Source organism: Providencia sp. PROV205, assembly GCF_028479505.1.
GTDB classification, from domain to species: domain Bacteria; phylum Pseudomonadota; class Gammaproteobacteria; order Enterobacterales; family Enterobacteriaceae; genus Providencia; species Providencia huaxiensis.
In genome coordinates this window covers 188,498-215,492 of sequence record NZ_JAMPNU010000005.1, presented here as the reverse complement: position 1 = coordinate 215,492, position 26,995 = coordinate 188,498, and the positions used below count along the sequence as shown (strand labels likewise).

General features: G+C 40.1%; 23 protein-coding genes. 9 read left to right on the top strand and 14 right to left on the bottom strand.

Translation table 11 applies throughout. The annotated features are described in order from the left end of the window. Positions 1 to 124 precede the first annotated feature (124 nt). Both PR800_RS05980 and umoD read left to right on the top strand, forming a co-directional pair. Positions 125 to 1,429 carry an NAD(P)/FAD-dependent oxidoreductase gene (locus PR800_RS05980; protein WP_004253300.1) on the top strand — a complete coding sequence of 435 codons (1,305 nt, stop codon included), beginning with the start codon at positions 125 to 127 and terminating at the stop codon, positions 1,427 to 1,429. 582 nt (positions 1,430 to 2,011) lie between these two features. Continuing rightward, positions 2,012 to 2,608, top strand: a complete 597-nt coding sequence (gene umoD / locus PR800_RS05975) for a UmoD family flagellar biogenesis regulator (protein WP_102137736.1) — start codon at positions 2,012 to 2,014, stop codon at positions 2,606 to 2,608. A gap of 70 nt (positions 2,609 to 2,678) precedes the next feature. Here the strand turns inward: umoD and mfd are convergent, their stop codons facing one another. Then, the gene (gene mfd / locus PR800_RS05970) at positions 2,679 to 6,122 is read right to left on the bottom strand and encodes a transcription-repair coupling factor (RefSeq protein ID WP_102137737.1); all 3,444 of its coding nucleotides are present in this window, start codon (positions 6,120 to 6,122) and stop codon (positions 2,679 to 2,681) included. Between the two features lie 276 nt (positions 6,123 to 6,398). Between mfd and lolC the strand changes: the two genes are divergently transcribed. Genes lolC through lolE form a run of 3 tightly spaced genes read left to right on the top strand, consistent with a single transcriptional unit; the run spans position 6,399 to position 9,542 of the window. Continuing rightward, positions 6,399 to 7,601, top strand: a complete 1,203-nt coding sequence (gene lolC, locus PR800_RS05965; protein WP_102137738.1) for a lipoprotein-releasing ABC transporter permease subunit LolC — start codon at positions 6,399 to 6,401, stop codon at positions 7,599 to 7,601. Continuing rightward, on the top strand, positions 7,594 to 8,295 hold the full coding sequence (lolD, locus tag PR800_RS05960) for a lipoprotein-releasing ABC transporter ATP-binding protein LolD (RefSeq protein WP_125891188.1): 702 nt from the start codon (positions 7,594 to 7,596) through the stop codon (positions 8,293 to 8,295). The genes lolC and lolD overlap by 8 nt, the downstream gene beginning before the upstream one ends. Beyond that, positions 8,295 to 9,542 (top strand): lipoprotein-releasing ABC transporter permease subunit LolE, encoded by a 1,248-nt coding sequence (gene lolE / locus PR800_RS05955; protein ID WP_206276361.1) that lies wholly within the window; start codon positions 8,295 to 8,297, stop codon positions 9,540 to 9,542. The genes lolD and lolE overlap by 1 nt, the downstream gene beginning before the upstream one ends. A 40-nt stretch (positions 9,543 to 9,582) precedes the next feature. Here lolE and PR800_RS05950 read toward each other — a convergent pair whose 3' ends face one another. Continuing rightward, positions 9,583 to 10,155: a class IV adenylate cyclase gene (locus PR800_RS05950; RefSeq protein WP_206276362.1), complete on the bottom strand. Its 573-nt coding sequence runs from the start codon at positions 10,153 to 10,155 to the stop codon at positions 9,583 to 9,585. 140 nt (positions 10,156 to 10,295) lie between these two features. Continuing rightward, entirely contained in the window at positions 10,296 to 10,784 is a 489-nt protein-coding gene (locus tag PR800_RS05945) for a TIGR00645 family protein (protein ID WP_102137742.1), read from the bottom strand. Positions 10,785 to 11,204: 420 nt separating this feature from the next. Between PR800_RS05945 and cobB the strand changes: the two genes are divergently transcribed. Continuing rightward, entirely contained in the window at positions 11,205 to 12,038 is an 834-nt protein-coding gene (gene cobB / locus PR800_RS05940; protein ID WP_102137806.1) for a Sir2 family NAD+-dependent deacetylase, read from the top strand. Between the two features lie 51 nt (positions 12,039 to 12,089). Here cobB and PR800_RS05935 read toward each other — a convergent pair whose 3' ends face one another. Then, complete coding sequence (locus PR800_RS05935) at positions 12,090 to 12,800, bottom strand: SDR family oxidoreductase (protein WP_166264663.1); 711 nt, start codon at positions 12,798 to 12,800, stop codon at positions 12,090 to 12,092. A 385-nt stretch (positions 12,801 to 13,185) separates the two neighbouring features. On the opposite strand from PR800_RS05935, the gene pepT reads away from it, so the two are divergent. Beyond that, positions 13,186 to 14,421, top strand: coding sequence for a peptidase T (pepT, locus tag PR800_RS05930; RefSeq protein WP_166264665.1), 1,236 nt, complete (start codon positions 13,186 to 13,188; stop codon positions 14,419 to 14,421). A 49-nt stretch (positions 14,422 to 14,470) separates the two neighbouring features. Here the strand turns inward: pepT and PR800_RS05925 are convergent, their stop codons facing one another. The 9 genes from PR800_RS05925 to rluE form a co-directional block, all read right to left on the bottom strand. Beyond that, complete coding sequence (locus PR800_RS05925; RefSeq protein ID WP_166264667.1) at positions 14,471 to 15,070, bottom strand: LysE family translocator; 600 nt, start codon at positions 15,068 to 15,070, stop codon at positions 14,471 to 14,473. A gap of 328 nt (positions 15,071 to 15,398) precedes the next feature. Next, positions 15,399 to 16,523: a ribosomal protein uL16 3-hydroxylase gene (locus PR800_RS05920; RefSeq protein WP_102137746.1), complete on the bottom strand. Its 1,125-nt coding sequence runs from the start codon at positions 16,521 to 16,523 to the stop codon at positions 15,399 to 15,401. A gap of 246 nt (positions 16,524 to 16,769) precedes the next feature. Then, complete coding sequence (phoQ, locus tag PR800_RS05915) at positions 16,770 to 18,227, bottom strand: two-component system sensor histidine kinase PhoQ (protein WP_181490123.1); 1,458 nt, start codon at positions 18,225 to 18,227, stop codon at positions 16,770 to 16,772. 1 nt (position 18,228) lies between these two features. Next, positions 18,229 to 18,903 carry a two-component system response regulator PhoP gene (phoP, locus tag PR800_RS05910; protein WP_125891179.1) on the bottom strand — a complete coding sequence of 225 codons (675 nt, stop codon included), beginning with the start codon at positions 18,901 to 18,903 and terminating at the stop codon, positions 18,229 to 18,231. Positions 18,904 to 19,143: 240 nt separating this feature from the next. Continuing rightward, positions 19,144 to 20,514, bottom strand: a complete 1,371-nt coding sequence (gene purB / locus PR800_RS05905) for an adenylosuccinate lyase (protein ID WP_102137749.1) — start codon at positions 20,512 to 20,514, stop codon at positions 19,144 to 19,146. Between the two features lie 17 nt (positions 20,515 to 20,531). Further along, positions 20,532 to 21,158 (bottom strand): high frequency lysogenization protein HflD, encoded by a 627-nt coding sequence (gene hflD / locus PR800_RS05900; protein WP_102137750.1) that lies wholly within the window; start codon positions 21,156 to 21,158, stop codon positions 20,532 to 20,534. A 2-nt stretch (positions 21,159 to 21,160) separates the two neighbouring features. Beyond that, the gene (gene mnmA, locus PR800_RS05895; protein ID WP_102137807.1) at positions 21,161 to 22,264 is read right to left on the bottom strand and encodes a tRNA 2-thiouridine(34) synthase MnmA; all 1,104 of its coding nucleotides are present in this window, start codon (positions 22,262 to 22,264) and stop codon (positions 21,161 to 21,163) included. Between the two features lie 139 nt (positions 22,265 to 22,403). After that, the gene (locus tag PR800_RS05890) at positions 22,404 to 22,853 is read right to left on the bottom strand and encodes an NUDIX hydrolase (RefSeq protein WP_102137751.1); all 450 of its coding nucleotides are present in this window, start codon (positions 22,851 to 22,853) and stop codon (positions 22,404 to 22,406) included. Continuing rightward, positions 22,846 to 23,502 (bottom strand): 23S rRNA pseudouridine(2457) synthase RluE, encoded by a 657-nt coding sequence (gene rluE, locus PR800_RS05885; protein ID WP_407072550.1) that lies wholly within the window; start codon positions 23,500 to 23,502, stop codon positions 22,846 to 22,848. The genes PR800_RS05890 and rluE overlap by 8 nt, the downstream gene beginning before the upstream one ends. Positions 23,503 to 24,029: 527 nt before the next feature. On the opposite strand from rluE, the gene icd reads away from it, so the two are divergent. Together icd and PR800_RS05875 are read left to right on the top strand one after the other, a co-directional pair. Continuing rightward, positions 24,030 to 25,283 (top strand): NADP-dependent isocitrate dehydrogenase, encoded by a 1,254-nt coding sequence (gene icd, locus PR800_RS05880; RefSeq protein ID WP_004253371.1) that lies wholly within the window; start codon positions 24,030 to 24,032, stop codon positions 25,281 to 25,283. Between the two features lie 275 nt (positions 25,284 to 25,558). Further along, positions 25,559 to 25,915: an MmcQ/YjbR family DNA-binding protein gene (locus tag PR800_RS05875; RefSeq protein ID WP_166264752.1), complete on the top strand. Its 357-nt coding sequence runs from the start codon at positions 25,559 to 25,561 to the stop codon at positions 25,913 to 25,915. A gap of 185 nt (positions 25,916 to 26,100) precedes the next feature. Here PR800_RS05875 and PR800_RS05870 read toward each other — a convergent pair whose 3' ends face one another. Then, positions 26,101 to 26,988: a PhzF family phenazine biosynthesis protein gene (locus PR800_RS05870; protein ID WP_272530381.1), complete on the bottom strand. Its 888-nt coding sequence runs from the start codon at positions 26,986 to 26,988 to the stop codon at positions 26,101 to 26,103. Positions 26,989 to 26,995 lie beyond the last annotated feature (7 nt).

Sequence of the window (26,995 nt, the reverse complement as noted above, 5' to 3'; positions counted from 1 at the left end):
TACCAATAGACCACTCATGATATTCTAATTGGAATGAAAGGAACTGTGGCTAATTATTGTTATATAAGGTTTTTCTAAATGAGAAACCTTAAATAACATTAATATATTTTGTTTCGAGGGATTTATGACCTTATCTCAACCCAAAATCATCGTTGTAGGCGGTGGTGCTGGTGGATTAGAACTGGCAACACGTTTAGGCCGCAAGCTAGGCCGTAAGAAACGCGCACAAATTACCTTGGTTGATCGCAACCCTAGTCATTTATGGAAACCGTTGTTACATGAAGTTGCGACAGGCTCGTTAGATGATGGCGTCGATGCGATAAGCTATTTGGCCCATGCCCGCCATAATGCGTTTAATTTCCAATTAGGCTCGCTTACCAATATTGACCGTGAAAATAAAAAAGTGGTTCTCGGTGAACTTTATGATAAGCATGGCGAATTATTAGTCCCTTTGCGTGAATTAGAGTACGATATTTTAGTGATGGCATTAGGCAGTACTTCGAATGATTTCGGTACTCCTGGAGTTAAAGAACACTGTATTTTCTTAGATAACCCACACCAAGCGCACCGTTTTCACGATGAAATGCTAAATCTGTTTTTACGTTATTCAGTCCGTGATAACGCAGAAGAGAGCGTTAATATTGCTATTGTTGGTGGCGGTGCAACGGGAGTTGAGTTATCAGCAGAACTCTATAACGCAGTTGAGCAACTGACCAGTTATGGTTTCAAAGGGTTAGATACTGATGCATTGAATGTCACATTAGTCGAAGCAGGGGAACGTATTCTGCCGGCTTTACCCCCTCGAATTTCAAGTGCAGCTCATCAAGAACTTAATAAGTTAGGTGTGAATGTATTGACGAAAACCATGGTAACCAGCGCTGATGCAGATGGTTTGAATACGAAAGAGGATGGTAAAATTCATGCGGATCTCATGGTTTGGGCTGCTGGGATCAAAGCACCTGATTTCATGAAAGATATCGCTGGGTTAGAAACAAATCGTATCAACCAATTGGTGGTAAAACCAACGTTACAAACATCTCGTGATGATATGATTTTTGCCATTGGCGATTGTGCGTCTTGCGCTAAGCCAGAAGGGGGCTTCGTACCGCCAAGGGCTCAGTCAGCCCATCAAATGGCTAGTCTATGTTATGACAATATTGTCGCGTTAATGAAAGATAAACCTTTAAAAGAATATGTTTATAAAGACCATGGCTCATTAGTTTCACTCTCGCGCTTCAGTACTGTTGGTAGCTTGATGGGCAACTTAATGCGTGGGGATATGATGGTAGAAGGGCGCATTGCGCGTTTTGTGTACATTTCTTTATACCGTATGCACCAAATCGCATTGCACGGTTATATTAAAACTGGGCTAATGATGCTTGTTGGCAGTATTAACAGAATTATTCGACCGAAGTTGAAATTGCACTAATCTGCTAATAACCACTTGTTTAATCTGGTTTTATTATCGACATGCACCTATATATTCGTATAACAGGTGCATTATTTTTTATATTTATAATGATAAATACTCTTTTAATAAAATATATTAACTTAATCTGTCAAGACTTATCTGTATTAAATATTGCTTAGAAAAACTATTTAGATCAAAAGTAATATATTAAATATCGATTATATTGTCATTATCACTTATGCATATATTATATCCAAATGAAACATAAACCGAGTAATTAATATTGAATGAGTGATTAGAATATTGAATACCTTAAGTGTAAATAATTAAGGTATAAATTTGTTTATATAACGAAAAGTTAAAAATGAATTAGTTTTATTTGTATCTACTTGATTATTAATGATTAAATGGACTTAATTAAATGGATGTAAGAAAGTACACTAATAGTAAAGTTTCTACTTTCTAAAACAGTTATAATAAACCGTTTTTTGATGATGACTTAAGATAATTCTAAAAAACAATACGATTAGTACGTAATTATCGAATTATTCTGAGTAGTGGTTACAATAGATACAGCATATTTTAATAAGGGTTAACACGATGAAGCTAAAATTTAAGTTGTTATTAGCAACTGTAGTGGCACTCCTTATTGTCTTGCTCGTGACTTTATTCAACCGAGGCCCCGAAACTAAATTGGCTACGGTTTTGTCTGTTGAACCAATTCAATCCAATCGCCTTGTTGAGTATGAAAATTGTACAGTAACAGGGGTTTTAGGCTCTTTTAACCAACAGTCTCTTTCTCGTTTTCATCCTGCGCAAAGCGAATGCAAAATGATTTTCATGATTGAAGCGCTACAAGGGAAAGGCTTTCCATCTCTGTTTGATATGCAAAATCAAACTTGTGTTAAGACACAAAAAATGGAATTAGTTGTTGTTGGATATGATGTCGTGTACCAAATTGGTAAAACCATTGGGAAAGTTAGAACATCCTATGAACCATCAATGTTTATTCCTTTAGATGATAAAGGGCGCTTAGTGCTAACATCATCTAATTCAGTATGTGAAACCATTCGCAGTGATATAAAAGGATTATTACCATTTTATTGTCTACAGCAAAATGAATTACCAGTCACAAGAAACGCATCAGTCGTCTTAGAATTGCAACCGAACAAAAATACATTTGGCTTTATGGAATAACCTTTTTATATAAATATTATAATGATAAAGGCGACATGAGTGTCGCCTTTATCATTTTACAGTGTTAAATCTAGATGATTTGATGTTCTTCAAACCCAGTGAGTAATTGCTTAATAAACTCTAATCGATAGACTCTTTCGGTTAAATCATGGAAAAATTTTAGTCGAACAGGGCCATCTAACCGATAAGTTTGTGGCTGGTTTTGTAATAAGCTTATTAAGAAACTTGGGTCGACTTTATTTTTATCACTAAACTCAATAAACCCACCGTTTTCATGGGCTTCAATCCGTTTAATACCAAGGGCTTGAGCTTGTAATCGAATAGCTGCATTCGTTAATAAGAATTTACCTGCATCAGGTAAGCTACCAAAACGATCGATTAGCTCTGTACGTAAGTCGTCGAGTTCTTGGCTGTCTTTTGCACTAGCTATTCGCTTATAGAAAGATAAGCGAATATTCACATCGTGAATATAGTCGTCAGGCAACAGAACAGGCATACGTAACTCAACCTCTGTTTGTTGGCTAGTTAAATCTTCTAGTGAAGGCTCACGACCTTCTTTTAGCGCATCAACAGCACTTTCTAAAAGCTCCATATAGAGGGTAAAACCAATTGTGGTCATTTGCCCACTTTGATCTTCACCGAGTAATTCGCCAGCGCCACGAATTTCTAAATCATGAGTTGCCAAAGCAAACCCAGCACCTAAATCTTCCAGTGAAGAAATGGCTTCAAGGCGTTTATGTGCATCGGTGGTCATGGCTTTTGGATGCGGGGTGAGCAAGTATGCATAGGCTTGATGGTGAGAACGACCCACTCGGCCACGTAGTTGATGGAGTTGCGCTAACCCGAAATGGTCAGCACGTTCAATAATAATGGTATTAGCCGTCGGTATATCAATACCCGTTTCAATAATTGTTGTGCATATCAATACATTAAAACGTTGATGATGGAAATCTGTCATTACGCGTTCTAATTCACGCTCACGCATTTGACCATGGCCAACAACAAAACGCGCTTCAGGGACTAACTCTTCAAGGCGTGCTTTTGCTTTTTCAATATTTTCAACATCATTGTAAAGGTAATAAACTTGGCCACCACGCAAGGTTTCACGTAAAATTGCTTCACGGACAACTAAGTCATCATATTGGCGTACAAAGGTTTTTACGGCCAAGCGGCGCGCGGGTGGTGTGGCGATGATAGATAAATCACGCATACCACTCATGGCCATATTGAGCGTACGAGGGATAGGTGTGGCAGTGAGTGTTAAGATATCAACGTCTGCACGCATGGCTTTGATCCGTTCTTTATGACGGACACCAAAGCGGTGCTCTTCATCGACGACAAGTAAGCCTAAATCTTTCCATACCAAGTCACTTTGTAGCAACTTGTGGGTACCAATCAGAATATCCACTTTGCCTTCAGCGGTCTGGGTAATAATTTGTTGTTGCTCTTTCGCTGTTTTAAAGCGTGACAACATTTCGATGCGAACAGGCCAGTTAGCAAACCTATCTTTAAAGTTATCATAGTGCTGCTGTGCAAGTAGTGTCGTGGGGACTAACACGGCAACTTGCTTGTTATTATTAATCGCAAGGAATGCGGCTCGCATTGCCACTTCGGTTTTACCAAAGCCCACATCGCCACAAACGAGACGATCCATCGCTAATGGCTGGCACATGTCACTGAGAACAGCATTGATGGCGGCTTCTTGGTCAGGTGTTGTTTCGAATGGAAAACCTTGACAAAACTCTTGGTATTGCTGTTTATCATGCTTAAATGCAAAGCCAGCCTTAGCGGCTCGTTGTGCATAGATATCAAGAAGTTCGGCCGCAACATCACGTACTTTTTCTGCGGCTTTCTGACGTGCGCGTCCCCAGCTATCACTGCCTAATTTATGCAATGGGGCATTTTCATCCGCACCACCGGCATAACGACTAATTAAATGGAGTGAAGAAACAGGAACATACAGTTTATCATTACCCGCATAGGTTAAAATTAAATATTCAGCTTTAATTCCGCCCGCTTCTAAGGTAATGAGCCCTTGGTAACGACCCACACCATGCTCAATATGCACAACAGGTTGCCCAGTGCGTAACTCAGCTAAATTACGAATGAGGGTATCGGTATTAATGGCGCGGCGATTGTCTGACCGACGGCGAACAACACGCTCTCCAAGTAAATCGCTTTCACAAATTAGTGCTTTATGGATATCAGACTGAATAAAGCCATGTTCAGCGGCCCCAATGGTGATGGCAAACCGGTTGTCCGCAGGGCTAGTATAGCTTTGAATAATTTCAGGGCGAATTTTTAAACGAGCTAATAGTTCGGTAACGGTTTCACGTCGGCCTTCGCTTTCGACAGAAAAGACGATAGTTCCATCGAACTGTTCAGTAAACTGCCGCAATTTTTCGAGTGGCGTTTTGCTTTGCCCTTGTGTGCTGATATCAGGCAATGGCAGATAATCTAAATTGGTATTTGCCGCTTTTTTGGGCAGAGACTCGGGAGATAACTGAATACGTGGCCAGTTTTTTAACGATTGATTAAGTTGTTCAACGGTTAGCCAGAGTTCAGATGGCGGGAGCAATGGGCGCATTGGGTCGACACCGCGGCTTTCATACCGCTGCTGGGTGTCAACCTGAAAGCGTTCAGCGGCCTCTTGTAAGCTTTGCGAAACAATTAAGCTTGATGGCGGTAAATATTCAAATAAAGAGGGCAGAGGCTGTGCAAAGAATAAAGGCTGCCAATACTCTATCCCCGTTGGTAAGGTGTTTTTACTGACTTGTTGGTAAATATGTTCTGGGTCACGGCGAACTTCAAAACGCTCGCGCCATTGGCTGCGGAAACGTTCAATCGCGTCTTTATCGGTCGGGAACTCATGCGCTGGGAGTAAATTAATTTGCTCGACTTCCTCGAGGGTTCTTTGCGAGTCAACGTCAAAAGTTCGCAAGCTATCAATTTCATCATCAAAGAAATCAATACGAAACGGTAATGAACTTCCCATTGGAAATAAATCGAGCAGCGCTCCGCGTGTTGCATATTCGCCATGTTCTAAAACTTGTTCTACATGACGGTAACCCGCGTTATCGAGCTCATTGCGTAAGTTATCACGGGAAAGTTTATCACCTTTTGCCATCACCAAGGCATGACTGGTTAAAAAGTCAGCAGGGCAGACTTTTTGCATCAGTGTATTGACGGGAAGAATTAACGCGCCTTTTTGTAAACTGGACAAGCGGTACAAGGTCGATAAACGATGAGAAATAATTTCCTGGTGGGGGGAGAAATTGTCATATGGCAATGTTTCCCAATCAGAAAGTGTCTCTATAGGGTGTTGTGTAAACTGTTGAATTTCATCTTTTAAACGTAATGCATTTTGCATGTCACGTGTCACGATGATAACAGGCCCTTGATGACGTTGTATTATTTCTCCACATTCAAGTGCACCAGCCGCCCCGATAAGGCAACCTAAATGGCGAACATCGCCACTACGACTAGGGAGTTCATAACGAAATTTTGACAACATAGAAATCTTCGGTATCTCACAGCGATTAGTAAGCGGTTAAACAAGAGTTAGCACAAACATAGCCAAATTTTGTACGAAAAATAGTTAAGTTAATCAATGAATAGTTAAACTACAAAATTCGGAACAAAACAATCAGTTTTAACCCGTAATTCGTCTGAAAGTCAGACAAAAAGGCATCCAAAGCAGAAAAAAAACCATCGAGTGGTTCCATTCATCAATCGTACCCTTTATTATCGCTGAACACTTCGCTTTGGCAACAGGGGCATCATAGATTTCATGCACCAATCTGTCTCATTATTTATAGGCCTACGTTATTTACGTGGGCGCGCTGCAGATAAATTTGGGCGTTTCGTTTCCAGTTTATCTGCTATTGGCATCACACTGGGGGTGACGGCATTGATAACCGTCACTTCAGTGATGAATGGGTTCGAGCGATCTTTACAAGATAGCATACTTGCTTATATGCCGCAGGCAATTTTAACCTCTGCCTCTGGAAACATAGACCCAGCAAAATATCCAATAACCGATCTACAGCATTTAAACGGTGTTAGCCATGTCGCACCTATTGTGCAATCTGATGTGGTACTACAAAGCCGAACCAATGTTGGCGTTGGTGTCATGGGGGGGATTGAACCCGAAGAACCTTCGCTGTTATTGGATAAACTGGTTGTTGGGCAACGTAGTGACCTTAAAGAAGGCAGTTATAATGTTTTTCTGGGAAACAAACTGGCTGAAACGCTTGGCGTAAAACGTGGTGATGAAGTTCGCTTAATTATTCCTGGGGTGAGTCAGTTAACACCGATGGGGCGTATTCCAAGTCAGCGTTTATTTACCGTTGCAGGTATTTTCCAAACGAATGGGGAAGCGGATACGAGCGAATTGGTTGTCGCACAGCAAGATGCTGCACGTATGCTACGTTATCCAACAGGGCACATTACTGGGTGGCGTTTGTATTTGGATGAACCTTTAAAGGTTGACGTTCTGAGTCAGCAAACGTTACCAGACGGCTTAGTGTGGAAAGATTGGCGAGAGCGTAAAGGGGAGTTTTTCCAAGCCGTTCGCATGGAAAAAAATATGATGGGCTTATTGCTCAGCTTAATTATCGCAGTGGCGGCATTTAACATTATTACCTCGCTATCATTGTTAGTGATGGAAAAGCAAGGTGAAGTGGCTATTTTAAAAACCCTTGGTCTCAAACGTTGGCGTATTTTAATGATATTTATGATCCAAGGTGCAGGGGCGGGGGTGATTGGCTCACTCATCGGCACAATATTAGGCACAATACTGTCTAGTCAACTGAATATCATTATGCCGCTGATTGGTTTATTACCCAAAGGTGTCTCTTTACCTATTGTGCTTGATTACTCTGGTATTTTAATTATTGCACTGAGTGCAATGCTGATTTCTCTGCTGGCAACGCTTTATCCTTCTTGGCGTGCAGCAGCGGTTCAACCTGCTGAGGCTTTACGTTATGAATAAACAACCACTTCTGGTCTGTGAAAATTTAAGTAAAACATATCAAGAAGGGACATTGTCGACGCAAGTGTTGAAAAATGTCAGTTTCTCCATGGGGCTTGGGGAAATGATGGCCATTGTGGGAAGTTCTGGTTCAGGTAAAAGTACCTTATTACATTTACTGGGTGGCCTAGATACCCCATCAGAAGGGAATGTCATTTTTCGTGGGCAGCATATTAATCAATTATCCTCAGATGAACGTGCGGCTATTCGTAATAAAGATTTAGGTTTTATTTACCAATTTCATCATCTTTTACCGGATTTTACCGCCCTAGAGAATGTGGCGATGCCTTTATTAATTGGCAAGGTTGCGAAAGAAACAGCATTTTCGAAAGCGACCGAAATGCTAGAAGCCGTCGGGCTAGCACATCGGGCAGGGCATCGTCCTTCTGAATTATCAGGGGGAGAGCGTCAGCGTGTTGCTATTGCAAGGGCGTTAGTGAATGAGCCAGCATTGGTTTTAGCCGATGAGCCGACAGGTAATCTGGATTTACGTAATGCAGACGCCATTTTTGAATTGCTGGGGGAATTAAACCGAACACAGCGGACCGCATTTTTAGTGGTCACTCATGATATGACACTGGCTCGCCGGTTATCTCGCCAATTGGAAATGCGTGATGGGCATTTGCAGCAGGAAATTACCTTGGGGGCTCGGTAATGTCTAAATTGCCTCTTTCACTACTCACGGCGCTACGTTTCAGCCGTGGCCGACGTCGAACTGGGATGGTCTCGTTAGTCTCGATAGTTTCAACGTTGGGTATTGTTCTCGGGGTTGCGGTGCTCATTATCGGTTTGAGCGCGATGAACGGCTTTGAGCGTGAATTAAATAACCGTGTATTATCTGTCGTTCCCCATGGGCAAATATATGCAGTTAAACCTCCTTATAAAGATTTGGAATTTGCTGAGCAAGTTATTCGGAAAACACCGGGTGTAGAAGGCGTTAGCCCTTACATCAATTTTACTGGGTTGCTTGAGCGTGGCGCAAATTTAAAAGCAATCCAAGTGATGGGAGTTTCACGAGAGACTCAGCCACAAGTCAGCGCATTACCACAGTTTATTCTCAATGACGCTTGGCAGCATTTTGAAGCGGGTAAACAATCGATTATTTTAGGCCAAGGTGTGGCTGATGCATTGAATGTGAAGGTTGGGGATTGGGTGACAATCATGATCCCAAATACGGATGCTAGCTTAAAAATTCAGCAACCTAAGCGTATTCGTGTGCAGGTGACAGGGGTTTTTAAACTTAGTGGCCTGCTAGATCACCAATTGGCTCTTGTTCCACTCGCCGATGCACAGGAATACCTCGACTATGGGGATGGTGTGACAGGGTTTGAAATCAAAGCCACAGACCCATTTATTGCCGATCAAGTCGTTTATGATGCAGGTTTGAAAACTATGCATCATGTTGTTGTAAAAAGTTGGATTGGTGATTATGGCTACATGTACAATGATATTCAAATGGTTAGAAGTATCATGTACTTAGCTATGATCTTAGTCATCGGTGTTGCCTGTTTTAATATTGTTTCTACGCTTGTTATGGCCGTTAAAGATAAAAGTAGTGATATCGCTGTATTGCGAACCTTAGGGGCAAAAGATAGGCAAATCCGCGCTATTTTCTTATGGTATGGTTTGTTGGGTGGCCTTGTTGGTTCTTTGATTGGCGCAGTACTTGGGGTCGCCATATCATTAAATTTAACGTCAATGATCAAGGTCATAGAGGCTATTGTTGGCCATCCAATTTTATCCGGCGATGTCTATTTTATTGATTTTTTACCTTCTGAATTGCATGTTATGGATGTGGTTTATGTTTTAATTACAACCATTATATTAAGCCTGCTAGCCAGCTGGTATCCGGCTCGCCGAGCGAGTAAGTTAGACCCAGCACGGATCCTGAGCGGCCAATAGTTATTAGGGGTAAAGAGCTAATTATTTTTAGGGGATGGCGCTAAAAATTTATTGGCTCTTTATTTGATGACTGTGCAGTTAAAAACATGTGTCTATAGCTGCGAGTTTCGACCATTTCTTCTGTAAATCCATACTTTTTGGCCGTCGCCATCAACCTTTTATATAAACTATCAAGTAAATCTTGCTCATCAGTCATGATGGCAAACTCAGCAAACCAACCGATCCCACTAAGATGGTCAATTGTAATGTGTATGTCATTCAGAAAATAAATACTTCTTACCTTTGTCGTGGTTAAGTAGCAATGGTATCCCAGTGTCGTCAACATGTTTTGTACATGGCGGCAGTCATCAATATTAATGGCTTTGCATTCAGAAACCCCAGGGCCTTTAACTATCCATAATTTTATGCCTGATGGCACCATTTCACGTACATACATGCTGACGTTATTGTCGGCCAGTGGTAAATGCGGGTTTTCATAGAAATAATCTGTTTCTGTATTATTTTCCGTAAAGGGTTCAGCTAAGTCGGCTCTTATTTTATACAAAAAAGTGTCAGGGTCTGGTAATTGAAATTTAATCTCAGCTTCATATTTGCCGACAAAATGTTGGCTCATGTTGAGTATCCTTGCTACTGGTATTCAGGACAGTGATGGTAACACAACGCGGAAAATGAAGAGGGGAATAAAGATAAGATTAGCCAACAGATAAGTGCCTATCTGTGGAGATTAGGCACTTTGAAAATAAATTTTACTGTTTATTTTTTTGTCATTTTATCTAGATAACCCATAACGAATGCAGACAATACAAAGGTTAAATGGATAATGACATACCACATTAGTTTGTCATTTGAGACACCTTTTAAGTCCATGAAGATTTTTAACAAGTGAATTGAGGAAATTGCAACAATGGAAGCCGCGACTTTATTTTTTAATGATGAAGCGTCCATTTTTCCAAGCCAGCCGAGTTTTTCGCTGCTGTCAGGAATATCCATTTGGGAAACAAAGTTCTCATAACCTGAAAACATCACCATCACCAATAACCCACCGACTAATGCCATATCAATCAATGATAATAGCGTCAAAATTAAGTCCGCTTCAGGAATTGAAAAGATATTTGGCAAAATATGGTACAGCTCTTGAAAGAACTTAATGGTTAAAGCCAATAGTGTCAGTGAAAGCCCAAAATAGATAGGCGCTAAAATCCAACGTGAAGCATACATCGCTCTTTCAAAAAACTTTTCCATGAAATCCCTTGTAGTGGTGAGTTAATAACACAGTAAAATCTGCGAGGCGTATTTTAACTGCACTCAGAGTGAACGAGAAAGGTTTTTTTATTGTTTTCCCATTGTGTCGGTTTTATGGCGTATTTATGAAGATATGATGTCATTTTCATGAACAAAAAGTGACAAAATCGATACCTTCGATATTTTTATTTGCATTCAGCATGATGATGCGTTTTAGTATGTTAACATTTAGATAATGTCATCAGTTATGGTAAGGAAATGGTTAATATGCCAATAAAATACACACTTGAGCTTGATTGTTTTAAATAATTTCAAACAATCAAGGTTTATAAATTCATGTCGTAATGACATGATAGAAAACAATTAATATTTAATACGGTATAAATTTATTGGTTATATGGATGAAAGGAAGCTTTGATGTTGCGATTTCGTTATAGGTTAAAAAAAGCTCGTAAGAATAAATGTATACGCCGCCAGCGACTTCGTAACCGGTCTTTTTATATAGATAATAGATTGGATAACATGAAAAATGTCAATATCGTCGTTTTGACGGGGGCTGGAATTTCAGCTGAATCTGGGATCCAAACATTCCGTTCTGCGGATGGGTTATGGGAGGAGCATCGCGTTGAAGATGTCGCTACTCCTGAAGGTTTCGAGCGTGATCCTGAATTAGTACAACGTTTTTATAATGAGCGGCGTCGGCAGTTACAGCAAGAAAATATTAAGCCTAATGCTGCTCACTATGCACTTGCACAGCTTGAAGAACTTTTTGGTGACCGCTTTTTGTTAATTACGCAAAATATAGATAATTTGCATGAAAGAGCGGGGAGTCAGCGGGTTATCCATATGCATGGAGAGCTATTAAAAGTTCGCTGTAATTGGTCAAATCAAGTATTGGAGTGGAAAGGGGATTTATCCACGGATGATCGTTGTCATTGTTGTCAATTTCCTCAACCGCTAAGACCTCACATTGTTTGGTTTGGTGAAATGCCAATTGGCATGGATTATATTTATCAATCCATTGAATCGGCGACTATTTTTATTTCTATTGGGACGTCTGGCCATGTTTACCCTGCTGCAGGTTTTGTCCATGAGGCAAAATTACATGGGGCCCATACGGTAGAACTTAATTTAGAGCCTAGCCAAGTGGAAAGTGAGTTCGATGAAAAACACTATGGTTTAGCTAGCAAAGTCGTTGTTGAATATATTAATAAGCTTATTACTGAGTTACAGACAACGAATACCACGCAATAAGCTTTCAATATATGGCAATATAAGGGAAAACGCATTGTTTTCTCTTATAGATTAGACATTCGTATCCATCATAGCGGGCATTGTAATTTCTTTGACGCAAGTTGCATTGCTGGTATTGGCGATAAAGCGTACGGCATTGACAACATCTTGTAATGGGATTAATTGCCCATCACTTCTTTCAATGACTTCATCGACAGAAACAGTTAATGGGAACTCAGTTGCTAGATAACCTAAGTTTATGACTGATATTGCTATTTTATCTTCTCGCAGAGTTTCTCTTAATGACTGAGCTATTCCTCTGAGGGCATATTTGGTGGCAGAAAAGGTGACTTCCTTGCCATTATGATTATCTAAACCCCATGTGGAACCAATCAATATAATCTTACTGTTTTTTGCTAGGCGCAAATTAGGTAAAAGCGCTTTTAAGTTTAATAAACAAGCGCTTATATTGGTTTGAACCATATTGAGTAACTCTATGTCATCAGTCGATTCAAATTGGTACTCCTCATTAAACGCCAGTTTTTCCCATATGCCAACGTTATAAATTAAAGTATGAATAGGTTGATTTTGAATAACATGCTTAATGGCATTTGCACTATTAATGTCATTTAAATCAGCAGGGATCCACGTAAAATTAGTTTGTTCAAAAGGAGGTTTTGAGCGGGAAACACCATAAATATGGTCTACTTTTTCAGGAAATCCTTCGACTAATGCCTTGCCTAAGCCTTTGCTGACACCATAAATTAAACATGTTTTTGACATGAACATTCCTATTAACGAGTAAAATTTCGTTTTGTTTATTAATTAGCTAATAAATAAAAAATTAGACATCATATATAGCACACTATTTCAATTTAATAATTGATGATCTGTGTAGTGGGTGAGTGAAAGTTAACCAAATGGAGTGTTTTTAGGTAACAAATAACGAACAACCTACTAATTAATATAATTTGATTATTAGCTTTATTAATTATATGTGCTGATTGTGACTATAATAGTTAATCAATAAAAAAATAGGCTGAAAAATAAATTTTATTAAAGATTTATCATAAAAATAGTGAGCATTAACAGGAAAGCTGATTTGAGACAATAATTGAATCTGTGATCTTTCCCATAATATGAGCATTAATATTTTAGGGGGAAGGGTATGGACAAACTCTTAGAGCGGTTTTTTGAATATACCGCTTTCGACACACAGTCAAAACTAAACGCAAAAACAGTACCGAGCAGTGCGGGACAGTTAAAGTTTGCCCGTGCATTAGTTAATGAGCTGAACGAATTAGGTTTTGAAAAAATAACACTAAGCGACCAAGGTTGCGTGATGGCCTATTTGCCATCAAATGTTAGTTGGGATGTTCCAACGATTGGTTTTATTTCACATTTAGACACAGCGCCTGATTTCTCAGGTAAAAACGTGAGTCCACAAATACTCGAAAATTATCGAGGAGGGGATATTGCGTTAGGTATTGGTGATGAAGTGCTATCCCCTGTGATGTTTCCGGTACTCCATGAAATGATTGGCAAAACCCTGATTATGACCGATGGTAAAACTTTACTCGGTGCCGATGACAAAGCGGGTATTGCAGAAATCATTACAGCATTAGTACGCTTAAAGGAAAAGAATATTCCGCATGGTAAAATCTGTCTTGCATTTACTCCTGATGAAGAGATAGGACGCGGGGCTCGCCATATCGATTTTAAACAATTTGATGCATTGTGGGCCTATACCGTCGATGGTGGTGGTGTTGGTGAATTAGAGTATGAAAATTTTAATGCTGCCAATGTTTCGATTAAAATTGTTGGTAATAACACTCATCCAGGTACAGCCAAAGGGGTGATGGTCAATGCATTAGGGCTAGCGAATCGTATTCACTCGATGTTACCTCCTGATGAAACACCTGAAAATACAGAAGGATATGAAGGGTTTTATCATTTAACATCGTTAAAAGGGACAGTAGAAAAGGCCGAGTTGAATTATATTATTCGTGATTTTGACTTAGCAGGCTTTGAAGCTAGGAAGAAAAATATCATTCGAATTGCTGAAAAAGTTGGCGAAGGGCTACATCCAAGCTGTTATATCGAACTGACGCTTGATGATACCTATTATAACATGCATAAAGAGGTCATGAAGTACCCACATGTTATTGAATTAGCGAAACAAGCAATGCTTGATTGTGGCATTGAGCCCGTTATTCAACCTGTTCGTGGTGGTACCGACGGTGCTCAGCTTTCACATCGCGGCTTACCGTGCCCAAATATTTTTACAGGTGGTTATAATTTCCATAGTAAACACGAATTTATAACACAAGAAGGTATGGAGCAGGCTGTTAGTGTGATCATGCGTATTGCGGAGCTAACGGCTATTCACGCACGGCAATCGTGATATTTTTGAGAAGTAAGAGTGCTTATAACAATAAGCACTCTTACTGTTGTTATTGAAATAATACAGAAATACCACTAAGTGCCAGTAAAACTCCCATGACTAAGTTAAATCGCTTTAATGTCTTAGGTTGTTTTAGCCTTTCTCTTAATTTACTTCCAAACATAGCCCAGATAGCAACACATGGCCAATTGATAGCTGCAAATATGATAGCGACCTGCAACATTGATAAATAGGGCGCAGTTGTATTGGTATACATCGCCATTCCAGAGACCGCCATCATCCATGCTTTAGGGTTTATCCATTGAAATAATGCTGCTTCTAAGAAAGTTAGTGGTTTAATTTCTTGGTTATTTGTCTGTGCAATTGAGTGGCTAATAGTCGTTTTCCATGCAAGCCAGAACAAATAAATAATTCCAAAATATTTTAATATCGAATAAACCATAGGGGATGATTGGATCAATGTGCCCACACCTAGCCCTACTGCAACGAGCATAATAAGAAAACCGATTGATACCCCAAATGAATGCGGCAATGTTTTCCTAAATCCAAAATTAATGCCTGAAGCAAGTAACATAATATTATTGGGTCCTGGCGTTATGGATGTCACAAAGGAAAACAATGATAAAGCCAAAAGTGTTTCTATGTTCATGTTGTTATCATCTTTAAAAGAAGCAATTAATGCTGTGTAAAATTGGCGATATTGAAGTAAAAGAGTTTAGAATCGAATCAAATAAAGTCCTTTATCTTTGCGTGCTTATGGGTAAGTAAGACTCATAATGGGAGTATATGAACGGGGAATGAAATACATATTAAAATAAATAATTTAGTTATTAATAAAGGTATTTTAATTACAGTCAGCGGTTTTTATTAATGGGGAGGAGAGAGATGTTATATAATACTAATAAGATTATTTTGAAGAAAAGGCCCATAATTAATGAGCCTTTCATAAAATACAAATTTAATATTATAGGTACCGATTAATCATCAAAATACCAGTAACCATTATTGACGAGTGCGGTAAGCAGTGCGATAAAATTAACGTCATCAATGGCATCAGCTAAAAGTTGGCTATTAACAGCATCATAGCGACATAAGCTATCAGCGGCTTCATAACACTCAGTTTCTAAGCATTCTCCATTCACAAAAAATTGGTCGCCAACACGCAATGCCCTAAGACCATTCAATTTGTATAAGGTTTCTTGCTGAGTTTTAAGTAAATCATAGATTTCTTCTTGCTCATAAGGCGGCTCAGGTGGCGCAATGTCTAATTCATGGCGTGATTGTGAGATAAACTCACCTAGCCATTTACGAAATAGTTCAGGGTCATTAATGAGTGATCCCATCATCTCACGTAGCTTAATTTGTTCACCTTGCAAGATCTCTGCGGGGTTATCACGAAATGATAAATCGGGGTCACTATAACGGTAACTACCTAAATCGTTAGAGATTAAGTGGTCAGCAAAGCTACTGATTAATTCACGAGTATTTGGTGCACGAAAGCCAACTGAGTAATTTAATGAAGGTTCAATGGCGTAGCCTTCATGTGGAAACCCTGGTGGGATATAGAGAATATCGCCAGGTTCCATCTCTTCATCAATGATGGCATCAAAGGGTTGCACTTGCAGTAAGTCAGGATGTGGGCAGTGTTGTTTCATTGGGATTTTTTCGCCCACTCGCCAATGTCGGCGGCCTTCACCTTGAATAATAAACACATCGTATTGGTCTAAGTGAGGGCCTACACCACCACCGGGAACCGAGTAGGAGATCATTAAATCGTCCATTCGCCAGTCTGAAAGCACACGGAATGGTTTCATCAACGCAGAGCTTGGGTGATGCCAATGGTCAACAGCCTGAACTAAAATAGACCAATTTTCTTCACCGAGGTGCTCATAGTTTTCAAATGGGCCATGACCAACTTGCCAAATTCCTTCTTTATGGCTAACCAAACGGCTATCAACCTCATCTTCCATTGCCAAACCGGCAAGTTCGTCAGGTGAGATAGGATCAATAAAATTCGCAAACCCTTTTTTAATAAGCAATGGGCGCTTTTGCCAGTGACTGTCGAGAAAACTTTGCCAGTCGAGATTTAGTTTGTAATCCATCTTATTGTCCCTTGGAGCTGCTAAATATTGCTAATCTGTTTATTGCAATATACCCGGCCTTAATACTGAAAAATGACCTATATAGAATGGCATGATGCTAAATAAACTTTATGAGAAACATGGGGTGACGGTTTATCTTGGGCGTAAACAAGTTAGCCACCCTAAACGACTTTTCATAAAACACTTCACAAATAGTATACCGGAAATGCTTTGTAAAATAGGGGGCAAACGGACACATATCACAGATTAACTATCTTCAATCATAGATTGCTGCCTAAATGTGACGGATAAACGAGCACCGCCAAGAGGGCTGTCACTAATTGTGATCTCCCCGTCATATTGGTCGATAATATCCACGGCAATGGATAAGCCTAAACCTTGGCCTGGACGAAGCGTATCTGCACGTTGCCCTCGAACAAAAATTAAGCTACGTTTGCTTTCAGGTACTCCAGGACCATCATCATCAACAATTAATGTTAAGCTATCAGCTCCCGTAATAGCGCTAACCTCGACAAATTCAAGGCAATATTTACACGCATTTTCCATAATATTGCCCATCACTTCCATGAAGTCATTAGGTTGACCTAGCCAGGTTATTTCAGGAGAAACATTAACCGTAATAGAAACCCCTTTGTGCTGGTAAACTTTATGTAGGGCACTTGCAAGGCTGTCTAATATTGATGGAACAGATGAAATTTCACGTAGCATCATGTTTTCATCACCCTGCGTTGACGCACGGTGTAAATAATAACCAACCTGCTGAGAAATACGGCCAATTTGTTCAAGCATGATAGGCTCAGCTTGTTCAATATTCATTTGTTTGCCTGAGCGAAGCAGGCGTAATGTCGACTGTAAAACAGCTAACGGCGTTTTTAAACTGTGTGTTAAATCAGAAAGTGTGGTGCGATATTTACTGTAGCGCTTTCGTTCATTCGTTAACAAAATATTAAGGTTGCGTACTAGGCCGCGAAGCTCATACGGTGGGTTCTCGTCCAGTGCATCCCGTTCACCTTTTTCTAGGCTACTGAGTTGTGATACTAATGATTTAATTGGCCGTAGGCTCCAATAAGCGGCCAACCATAATAAAGGGATGACTAAAATTAAGTTAGCCAGTAAAACGTAACCAAACCACTCCCAAACTAACCCGGTATTTTGTAAGTCTTGTGGTAGGGTATCAACAACGACAATGGTGAGAGGCGGCAGGTTTTCGCTTGCTGCATATTGGTTAACGGACACGGAGTGAGTAAGCGGTTCGTCGTCATTACCCATGTCGTCTAATTTTGTGTTGAACTCGGGGTTGTCGTCTAGGAGTTGGCGAGTTTCACGAATGTCCGTATCAATTTCATATAAGCCCTCTTTTTTTAGCCAATCATTACGGATCAGCCGTTCAACGCTAGGTACATCCCGTTGGCGCCACAATACGAGACCTTGTTCATCATAAATAATAACCAAAGTAGGGTTATTTAACGTGAAATTTGGTGGAACACGAATATCAATTTTATTATTTTGCCATTGGGCTAGGCTGTAAATTAAGTTACTTTGGCTACGTAATAGGGTGTAAGTTGTTTTATCGAAACTAATTAGATACCCCAAAATTGCTACGATACCGTAAGACAAAGAGAGCGCCAAGATCACGGCTGATGTTGCACAGAGAAAACGCGCTCGTAGCGAAAGGGGCTTGAACTTAAATTTACGTAGCTTCATATTAGCCATTCACATCAAAACGATAGCCTTGGCCACGTACAGTGACAATCACATCATCACTATGGAATTGTTGAATTTTTTTGCGTAATCGGCCCATTAAAACATCGATAGTATGACTTTCTCTAAGTTCGGCATCTGGATAAAGCTGGCGCATTAACGAGTCTTTGCTAACCACTTTCCCATTGTTGCGAAGCAGTGTTTCAATGATGGTGTACTCAAAAGCAGTTAATTTGACGGTTTCACCGTTAACTGTAAATTCTTTACGTGAGAGGTCAATAACGAAATTGCCTAATTCGAGTACTTGTGACGCGAGACCGCTATTTCTGCGCATTAAAGCTTGCATACGGGCGACCAGCTCTTCTAGTTGGAAAGGTTTCGTCACGTAGTCATCTGCACCACTGTTTAGCGCTTGTACTTTTTCTTGCCAACTTTCCCGAGCCGTCAATACTAAAAGTGGAATATTGACGTGCTCGCCACGCCAGCGTTTTATCATGGAAAGCCCGTCTTCATCAGGTAAGCCCAAATCAACTACTGCGATATCTGGGCAACTTTCGTGTAAAAAGTAGTCAGCTTCTTTTGCATCTTCAGCGGAGTCAACCTGATGACCAAGCTCTTTAAGCTGTACGGTTAAATGGTGACGAAGTAATGCATTGTCTTCGACAATAAGAATACGCATCGGAAACCCTCATATTGAAAAGAGATAGCTACAATTTATCAGATAGTAGCACTAGATACGCTATGGTAAAAAGAGTTCTGAAGAACGACAAGGGATTAAGTAAATATAAATCAAACGAACCTAAAAAATAGTTTATCTATATTTATCTCTAGATAATTTAGCATGAGGGATAGAACGGGGAATTCAGAATGGTAATTAAAAAAGGCGACTTAGAAGCCGCCCAATTTGACACTATCGAGGCTATTTTAGCTCGTCAATAAAAGTGACAGCGTAACCGATGTAGTTAGCTGGTGTCATCTCTTTCAAACGTGCTTTTTCATGCTCTGGCAATTCTAAACTATCAATGAATTGTTTCATCCCTTCAGCGGTAACGCGTTTGCCACGGGTCAATTCTTTGAGTTTTTCATATGGTTTTTCAATGCCATAACGGCGCATTACGGTTTGAATCGGCTCAGCTAGTACTTCCCAGTTTTGGTCTAATTCATCCAGTAAATGCTGTTCATTAACTTCTAATTTGTTTAGGCCTTTCATGGTTGATTGATAAGCAATCAATGCATAACCTAAGCCGACACCGAGATTACGTAATACTGTCGAGTCCGTTAAGTCACGCTGCCAGCGAGAAACTGGAAGTTTGCTTGCTAAATGGCCTAAGACGGCATTTGCTAACCCTAAGTTACCTTCAGAGTTTTCAAAATCAATCGGGTTTACTTTGTGTGGCATAGTGGAAGAGCCAATTTCACCAGCGATTGTTTTTTGTTTGAAGTGATTTAATGCGATATAGCCCCAAATATCACGGTCGAAATCTAACACGATTGTGTTAAAACGAGCGACACAATCAAATAACTCAGCAATATAGTCATGAGGTTCAATTTGTGTGGTGAATGGGTTCCATTGAATGCCTAAAGACGTAACGAAGGTTTCGCTAAATTCGTGCCAATTCACTTCAGGGTAAGCGACCATATGTGCATTATAGTTACCAACTGCACCATTGATTTTACCTAAAATTTCAACTTGTTGTAGCTGGCGGAATTGGCGTTCCAAACGATAAGCAACGTTGGCAAACTCTTTACCAATGGTGGAAGGCGTTGCAGGTTGGCCGTGAGTACGTGATAGTAACGGCAAATTGCGGTACTCATGAGCCATTGTTTTGATTTTATCAATAATTTGACGCCATTGTGGCAGTAATACTTCTTCGCGAGCGGTTTTCAGCATCAATGCATGCGAAAGGTTATTGATATCTTCTGAAGTACAAGCGAAGTGAATAAATTCAGAAACGGCATGAAGAGCAGGGATGTTTGCCACTTTTTCTTTTAGGAAGTATTCTACGGCCTTCACATCATGGTTGGTTGTGCGTTCAATTTCTTTGATACGCATTGCATCTTTTTCACCGAAGTTCGCGACAATTTCATCTAAGTAAGCGATTGCGTCAGCATCAAATGAAGGAACTTCTTTGATTTGAGCGGTTGCAGCCAGTTTTTGTAGCCAGCGAACTTCAACTTGCACGCGAAATTTCAGTAAACCAAACTCACTAAAAATAGTGCGTAAAGTGCTGACTTTATCACCGTAACGGCCGTCAATCGGGGATACAGCGGTCAGTGAGGATAATTCCATTGGTAGCAACTCCAGATTTAAAGGTGAGACAAAATATCTTTCGCCTGATTAGCCAGACGACTGCGAGAGAACATGAGTTGGATACGACTTCCGCCAACTTGTTGCCAAAGCACCGCGCAGCGAATACCTGCGAGTAAAGTGGCTCTAACTTTTGCTTGAACTAACGTATTCTTTAGAATATCGGGGGAGCCCGTGACTTGAATTCGAGGTCCCGCAGGGCTGACTACGTCTACGTAAATACCCGCAAGCGCGTTAAATACACCTTCAGAAAGTGGCTCAAAATAATCAGCTTGGCGTTCGAATTGCTCAATACGTTGGCCAAGTTGGTTCATCGCTTCTTGGTTTTTATTGAGACGACGCTCGAGTGCCATAATACTTAACATATAGCGTGTCATTTCAGCGGATAAACCACTGTTGCCGCCTGTTAACATGCCTAACAGGGCACTGAGTCCCGTTTTTAAATTTTCGGTATCATTACCAAAGACATCCAAAGTGGATTTTGGATTCATATTGGTGAGGCAATTGACCATGGTTTCAGTGTCTTTCTCAAGACAAACACCTTCATGTGCAAGTTTTTGAACCATTGCGCTTGCTTGGCAGATACCCGCTAAAGCAAGCGTAATGTCATAATAGTTTTTTGCCACATTTACTCCTGAATACGGGCTTCAATAATACCGCCACCGAGACAAACTTCATCGATATAAAATACAGCAGATTGACCTGGAGTGACAGCCGCAACTGGGTAATCAAAAGCGACTTCAATGCGTTCATCACTCAGTGGGGTAATAGTACAAGGAATATCCGCTTGGCGATAACGTGTTTTTACAACGCAACGTAGCGGCTCAGTCATTGTTTTTCGGTCAACCCAATGTAACTGCTGGGCAATTAACCCAACAGACATTAAACGAGGGTGTTCATGGCCTTGCGCAACGATAAGAATATTGTTTTCAACGTCTTTATCGACAACATACCAAGGTTCTTCAGACCCCTCTTTTGTACCGCCGATACCTAAACCTTTACGTTGACCTAAAGTGTGGTACATCAAACCTTCATGTTGGCCAATAGTTTCGCCATCGACAGTCACAATAGGGCCGGGTTGAGCGGGTAAGTAGCGGCCTAAAAAGTCGCGAAATTTACGCTCGCCAATAAAACAGATGCCAGTTGAATCTTTTTTCTTCGCTGTAATCAGGCCAATTTCTTCAGCGATGCGACGAACTTCAGGTTTTTCCAGTTCGCCAACAGGGAACAGACTTTTAGCAACTTGTTCATGGCTTAATGTATATAAAAAATAGCTTTGGTCTTTATTGCCATCTAAACCGCGTAATAACTGGCTTTTTCCGTCAACATCGCGGCGGCGAACATAGTGACCAGTGGCGATGTAATCTGCGCCTAAGTCTTCAGCAGCAAACTCTAAGAAAGCTTTAAACTTGATTTCTTTGTTGCAGAGGATATCTGGGTTTGGTGTGCGACCTGCTTTATATTCAGTTAAAAAATGTTCGAAAACATTGTCCCAGTACTCAGCAGCGAAATTAATGGTATGAAGTTCAATACCCAGTTTGTCACACACGGCTTGCGCATCAGCAAGATCAGCCGCAGCCGAGCAATATTCTGTGTCGTCATCTTCTTCCCAGTTCTTCATAAACAGACCAGCAACCTGATACCCTTGTTGCTGTAGCAAGTAAGCGGATACAGAGGAGTCAACACCACCGGACATCCCGACGATGACTTTTTTTTGGCTGTTATCTGACATGGTACTATTATTTGACATGGAAATATCTCACTGCGGAAAAATCAAGCCCCATACTTTAGCATGTTGTTCCCGCATTACACCAGAGTTAGAGGGGAATATTATTGCTTGGTGAAGATTTCACCAAGCAGAAGTTAAGGGCTTAAAGGTAATGATCACCGTAAGCCGTTAAGATATCTAAAGGATAATGCTTTCCTGTGAGAAAACAGCGCAAACTTTCAGCAACTAATGGCGAGCGTAAGCAGCTGCTATGTAAAATTTCTTCGGCCGTTAGCCAGTGGCATTCGCTAATATCACTGTCTTGTGGTTGTGTTTCACAAAGGGAACCAAGTTCTACGGCGAATAAAAAGCGGATAAACTGGGTTTTATCTGGGGCAATCCATTGATGAATTTTAATTAATTGCGTTGGTGTGGCTTTTATTCCAGTTTCTTCCAGCAACTCACGTTCAGCGGCCTGCAAAATAGTCTCATTCGCTTCTAAATGCCCAGCAGGTTGATTCCACGTGGGTTTGTTATTTATCCACTCTTCCACGACTAAAAACTTGCCTTGAGCATGCACGACAGTTGCTACAGTCACATTAGGTTTAAACAACAGTTACCTCCTTCCATTCGCCAACTGAAAGATTTCCCAAATTAAATTCACCAATTTGATAGCGAATTAGCCTAAGTGTTGGAAAACCTATATTTGCCGTCATACGACGGACTTGCCGATTACGTCCTTCATATAAGGTGATTTTTAACCAACTGGTCGGGATATTTTTGCGTTCCCGTATAGGTGGGTTTCTTGGCCATAACCATTCTGGTTCGCCAACTAACTCGATGCCTGCGGGGAGCGTTGGACCATCATTTAACACCAGCCCTTGCCGAAATTTTAGCAGCGCCTCTTCATCAGGGATCCCTTCTACTTGAGCATAGTATATTTTCCCTGTTTTTTTCTGTGGTTGTGTTAAACGCGCCTGTAGCTTTCCATCATTGGTTAAAATTAAAAGCCCCTCACTGTCCCTATCAAGGCGTCCTGCTGCGTATACATCGGTGATTGGAATATATTTTTTTAATGTATCGCGGCCTTGTTCATCAGTAAATTGAGGTAAAACATCAAAGGGTTTGTTAAATAAAATGATTTTAGTTGATGCTTGCGAGCTAACCGAAACCCGTTTAGCTTTATGTTTTAAAGCGGTAGGCCTCGGTGAGTAACGGTTTTTCTTTGAAACGGATTTCGTGTTCGGTCTGTTCATGGCCATTCAATAAGAATTTATAATTTGTGGTTATTTACCGCATCTAGTGTAGGAGATTTAACGGTTGGATCCTAGGAGGTATTTTTTCATGGCGATGTAATATTTAATTAACAACTTTAAAAACATTTAAATCAATAAAAACAATTTTCTATTTAAAAATAAGTACATATGAGTTTATTTGGATGGTGAGAGTGTGAGCAAAACGTATTTTTAATTTGAGTTAACTTGCTAATATTATTTTTTGTAGGGAAGTACTTTAATCAAAATCAAGTCACTCGCTCAAATGAGTCTTTGACAACTTTTCATCGCGGTTTGATTTATTTTCAATAATAGAATACTTAAATTAATTTATTGATTTAAAAGTGTTTATAAAGAGTTATTCGATTAACTTACAAGATAAAACAGTACGTTAAATGCGATCGGCATTGAAGCTTAGATGAGTAATCATTGGCGTTCGACGCAGATTGAAGTAGTATTGACACGTCTCTTACAAAAAATTAACAAGCAAAATACGCAAGTGAAAGGAGAGGTTAATGGAAAGCAAAGTAGTAGTTCCGGCAGAAGGCGCTAAAATTACCATTGATGCAAAAGGCAAACTAAACGTTCCGAACAACCCAATTATCCCTTATATCGAAGGTGACGGCATTGGTATCGATGTTACACCAGCAATGTTAAAAGTGGTTGATGCGGCAGTTAAAAAAGCCTACAACGGTGAGCGCAAAATTTCTTGGATGGAAGTTTACACCGGTGAAAAATCTACACAAATTTATGGTAAAGATGTTTGGTTACCAGAAGAAACCCTCGATTTAATCCGTGATTACCGTGTTTCAATTAAAGGTCCTTTAACAACTCCTGTTGGTGGTGGTATTCGTTCCCTGAACGTTGCACTACGTCAACAACTTGACCTGTATATCTGTTTACGTCCTGTTCGCTACTATAAAGGCACTCCAAGCCCAGTTAAACAACCTGAATTGACGGATATGGTTATTTTCCGTGAAAACTCTGAAGATATCTATGCAGGTATTGAGTGGAAAGCGGGTAGTGCAGAAGCAGACAAAGTTATTAAATTCCTGAAAGATGAAATGGGTGTGACTAAAATCCGTTTCCCACAAGATTGTGGTATTGGTATTAAGCCTTGTTCTGAAGAAGGTACAAAGCGTTTAGTTCGTGCAGCTATTGAATATGCTATTGATAACGGCCGTGATTCAGTGACTTTAGTTCATAAAGGTAACATTATGAAATTCACTGAAGGTGCATTTAAAGATTGGGGATACCAATTAGCACAAGAGGAATTCGGTGGTGAATTATTAGATGGCGGCCCATGGGTTAAAATTAAAAACCCTAAAACAGGCAAAGATATCATTGTTAAAGATGTTATTGCAGATGCTTTCTTACAACAAATCCTGCTGCGCCCAGCTGAATACGATGTTATCGCGTGTATGAACCTAAATGGTGACTACATTTCTGATGCATTAGCAGCACAAGTTGGTGGTATCGGTATTGCTCCAGGTGCGAATATTGGTTCTGAGTGTGCATTATTCGAAGCAACGCACGGTACTGCACCAAAATATGCGGGCCAAGACAAGGTAAACCCAGGCTCTATCATTCTCTCTGCTGAGATGATGCTACGCCACATGGGCTGGACTGAAGCGGCTGACCTAATCGTTAAAGGTATGGAAGGCGCAATCGAAGCTAAGACAGTAACTTATGACTTCGAACGTCAATTAGAAGGCGCTAAGTTACTGAAATGTAGTGAATTCGGTGACGCAATCATTAAACACATGTAATTTATTACGTGGTGTGATTAATAACGGGGGCTTAATAGTTCCCGTTTTTTATTGTCTAGAAAAATTCTTCTGCAAAACTCTTCTACAAAACAATTGTTATTTTATAGCTTAAACCTGCCAATTTTTCCTACGATCATCATGATATTTATCGGTCATCGCTTGACTCTTATGGCCTAATAAAGTTTTAGAAGAAGAGTTACAAGGTCGATGAGACGGCATACAATAATGAGGTTAGGTGATATTACTGAAGTTTATTATTGAAATGGGATGATCAAATGAACCGTAGTGAATTGATTGATTATATTCAGAATAATTATGGTGTGGATCCTGATAGTCCGTGGGCAAAGTACCCTGATTATCTTGTTTTTAGGCGAAAAAACAATACAAAATGGTTTGCAGTTATTATGCGTATTTCATCTCGTAAATTAGATCCAAATAAGAATGAAGAGATAGTTAATATTGTCAACCTTAAAGCCCCACCGGAGCTCATTGGTTCATTGAGATTAAAGGATGATATTTATCCAGCTTATCATATGAATAAAGAGCATTGGATTACGATAAAGATACCAGGGAGTCTTACCGATGATGAAATTAAGGGACTAATTGAAGATAGTTATAGGTTAACGGCATAGTCATTTATTATATGCAGGGCTATCCCATCCTTGGGAAAAGTTTCTATACTAGTTAGTTAAGCTTTTTAGCGATGATAAATAATCGAGGGAATGGTATTAAAACATGGCTATTATATTGCATTTGCTAGCCTTATTTTTTATTAAATAAATCATAACTTATGTAGCTGAACATATTGTATTCTTTGTTAAATGTGTATCATTTGCGTATCGATCATGGCTGCTTGGCCACCAACTTTCACTTGAGTGATATTTTTTGCTTGTGAGTTAATGGTTACATGAATCGAGGAGGGGCATCCCATCGCACGGCCTTGCTCAAATAGAAATTGCGTTTCATTCGGTAAGACATAATTGACCAAATAGCAGCCAAGTGCTCCACTAGCGCTGCCTGTTGCCGATTCCTCATTGATCCCATAGAGCGGTGCAAAATTTCGACAATGCGCTGTGACTGAGCGAGTGTGACTTAACTCAAACACATGGAAGCCGATAGCATTTGATTCTCTGCTGATTTCCGTTATTGCTTCATAATTAGGCTGCAGTAAATCTAAATAGCCTGTATTCACTGGAATAATAATGTCAGGTAACCCAGTTGAAACTATCATAATAGGTAAGCCTGTTTCAGTAATAATTTCACTCGTTATGCCAAGAGCTGTTGCAACTTCATTGATATTAGGCCCATTTCTTAAGGTTGGTAGCGCCTGCTCCATAACGATATTGTTTGGGCTAACAGATACACTTAGAATACCGGCTTTGGTTTTTTGGGTGTAACAGCCAGAAGAAATTAGCTTAAGTGAAGCTAAAGTGAAAAACACCGCTAATGTTGCATGACCACAGAAATCGACTTCACCTTCAGTGGTATAGAACTCCACTTTAAAATCAGTCTCTTCACCATTATAGACAAATGCTGTTTCTGAAAAACCAACTTGTTGCGCAATAGCAATTTTTTGTGAAGTGCTGAGTACTGGCGGATTTAGGACGATACCTGCAGGGTTACCACCAGTGTTATTTTGTGTGAAAGAATTGACAAGATACACCAGAATATCTTGCTCAATTGAGCCGGTATTTTTAATTGGCATTTATTTT

What these genes read in the sequence shown, in the direction of transcription:
- PR800_RS05980 (WP_004253300.1), top strand. Translation starts at nt 125, where the DNA reads ATGACCTTATCTCAACCCAAAATCATCGTTGTAGGCGGTGGTGCTGGT.
- umoD (WP_102137736.1), top strand. Translation starts at nt 2,012, where the DNA reads ATGAAGCTAAAATTTAAGTTGTTATTAGCAACTGTAGTGGCACTCCTT.
- mfd (WP_102137737.1), bottom strand. Translation starts at nt 6,122, where the DNA reads ATGTTGTCAAAATTTCGTTATGAACTCCCTAGTCGTAGTGGCGATGTT.
- lolC (WP_102137738.1), top strand. Translation starts at nt 6,399, where the DNA reads ATGCACCAATCTGTCTCATTATTTATAGGCCTACGTTATTTACGTGGG.
- lolD (WP_125891188.1), top strand. Translation starts at nt 7,594, where the DNA reads ATGAATAAACAACCACTTCTGGTCTGTGAAAATTTAAGTAAAACATAT.
- lolE (WP_206276361.1), top strand. Translation starts at nt 8,295, where the DNA reads ATGTCTAAATTGCCTCTTTCACTACTCACGGCGCTACGTTTCAGCCGT.
- PR800_RS05950 (WP_206276362.1), bottom strand. Translation starts at nt 10,155, where the DNA reads ATGAGCCAACATTTTGTCGGCAAATATGAAGCTGAGATTAAATTTCAA.
- PR800_RS05945 (WP_102137742.1), bottom strand. Translation starts at nt 10,784, where the DNA reads ATGGAAAAGTTTTTTGAAAGAGCGATGTATGCTTCACGTTGGATTTTA.
- PR800_RS05935 (WP_166264663.1), bottom strand. Translation starts at nt 12,800, where the DNA reads ATGTCAAAAACATGTTTAATTTATGGTGTCAGCAAAGGCTTAGGCAAG.
- pepT (WP_166264665.1), top strand. Translation starts at nt 13,186, where the DNA reads ATGGACAAACTCTTAGAGCGGTTTTTTGAATATACCGCTTTCGACACA.
- PR800_RS05925 (WP_166264667.1), bottom strand. Translation starts at nt 15,070, where the DNA reads ATGAACATAGAAACACTTTTGGCTTTATCATTGTTTTCCTTTGTGACA.
- PR800_RS05920 (WP_102137746.1), bottom strand. Translation starts at nt 16,523, where the DNA reads ATGGATTACAAACTAAATCTCGACTGGCAAAGTTTTCTCGACAGTCAC.
- phoQ (WP_181490123.1), bottom strand. Translation starts at nt 18,227, where the DNA reads ATGAAGCTACGTAAATTTAAGTTCAAGCCCCTTTCGCTACGAGCGCGT.
- phoP (WP_125891179.1), bottom strand. Translation starts at nt 18,903, where the DNA reads ATGCGTATTCTTATTGTCGAAGACAATGCATTACTTCGTCACCATTTA.
- purB (WP_102137749.1), bottom strand. Translation starts at nt 20,514, where the DNA reads ATGGAATTATCCTCACTGACCGCTGTATCCCCGATTGACGGCCGTTAC.
- mnmA (WP_102137807.1), bottom strand. Translation starts at nt 22,264, where the DNA reads ATGTCAGATAACAGCCAAAAAAAAGTCATCGTCGGGATGTCCGGTGGT.
- rluE (WP_407072550.1), bottom strand. Translation starts at nt 23,502, where the DNA reads ATGGCCATGAACAGACCGAACACGAAATCCGTTTCAAAGAAAAACCGT.
- icd (WP_004253371.1), top strand. Translation starts at nt 24,030, where the DNA reads ATGGAAAGCAAAGTAGTAGTTCCGGCAGAAGGCGCTAAAATTACCATT.
- PR800_RS05875 (WP_166264752.1), top strand. Translation starts at nt 25,559, where the DNA reads ATGAACCGTAGTGAATTGATTGATTATATTCAGAATAATTATGGTGTG.
- PR800_RS05870 (WP_272530381.1), bottom strand. Translation starts at nt 26,988, where the DNA reads ATGCCAATTAAAAATACCGGCTCAATTGAGCAAGATATTCTGGTGTAT.